Here is a 994-nt window from a genome sequence, read left to right as displayed (position 1 = left end):
AGGTCTAAACATGCGATAAATGCGCAAATAGCCCCGGTCAATGCCGGGTCTTTTTTATCAATGGGTAACGGTCGCGGCGGCCTCCCGATACGCCTTCAGTTCAATCAAGAGCAAGCCAAGCTCCCGCATCTTCATGCGCGGCATATGAACGGGGCGGCGGGCCGTCAGAGCGTCGCCAATGTGTTTTGCAAGTGATACAATATCCGTATTCATCGCGTTTATCCTCAAATTGACCGGTGAAAGCCCCTGTGATTGGTTGCAGCCATACCAGGGGCACCATTTCTTTTTCTACCTATGCACCTCCTTTAAGAGCCCCGGCCATCACCGGGGCTTTCTGTTGCTAGTCTATTGCGGCCAAGATGGCCTCTTTTTCGTCATGCTCACAAGCCCAATCCCGCAAGCTGTGATACAGCCTTGAAAACCGCTCCTGGTCAGCGCCTTCTGTGTGAAATGACAGATGGCTATAGAGGTAGAGGCAAGCGGTAATCCCGGCAGCATCGGCGCTCATTTGGCCACTAAAGTAGTTCATGGCCTCGATGTTCAGCATTTCATCACGACGCCCAGGAGCCATATAAAAGCCGCCGTTCGACAGCTCCCACATAAGCCAATAAGCCCCGCGATACTCGCGGCAGAGCCCTTTCATTTGCTGGTAAAGCATCGACTCGAAAACCACATAGAAACGGCCTACATAGCGGGGCATTGCAGCCATACGGCGAGGGGTGGCGACCAGGGAGCAGATCAGGGGATTAAGTTCTGTTTGCATCATCGGAGTTCTCCGGTATTGACCGTGGCGGGTGCCCGGCCTTCTGAGATATATAATAGGCCATTTTGGCCTATTGTGTCAAGCGGGTACAATAAAAAATAGGCCAAATCGGCCTACTTTTTTTCTCTCCAACTGAGCCACATTTTATTCAGCTCCAGGCTGCGGGCTGGCCAATCTGGCAGATTCACCGCATGGGCGCGGTAGTTGATCCGAGTATTCAGAGTGCAACGG

Annotated in this window: 2 protein-coding genes; one reads left to right on the top strand and one right to left on the bottom strand. The window is 52.7% G+C overall.

The annotated features are described in order from the left end of the window. A partial coding sequence (locus ABD361_RS30375; protein WP_344440192.1) for a hypothetical protein occupies nucleotides 1–195 on the top strand: 195 nt, incomplete at its 5' end. 145 nt (nucleotides 196–340) lie between these two features. On the opposite strand, the gene ABD361_RS30370 is transcribed toward ABD361_RS30375, so the two are convergent. Continuing rightward, a complete protein-coding gene (locus tag ABD361_RS30370) occupies nucleotides 341–766 on the bottom strand; it encodes an antirestriction protein (protein ID WP_013213989.1) in 426 nt (141 codons plus the stop codon). Between the last annotated feature and the right edge of the window lie 228 nt (nucleotides 767–994).

The sequence above is a fragment of the Streptomyces luteosporeus genome (assembly GCF_039532865.1).
Classification (GTDB): domain Bacteria; phylum Actinomycetota; class Actinomycetes; order Streptomycetales; family Streptomycetaceae; genus Streptomyces; species Streptomyces luteosporeus.
The sequence above is the reverse complement of the archived record's forward strand: the minus strand, read 5'-3'. Positions and strand labels throughout refer to the sequence as shown.

Excerpts from the sequence above, each read along its gene's own strand:
- ABD361_RS30370 (WP_013213989.1), bottom strand. The coding sequence starts at position 766 with ATGATGCAAACAGAACTTAATCCCCTGATCTGCTCCCTGGTCGCCACC.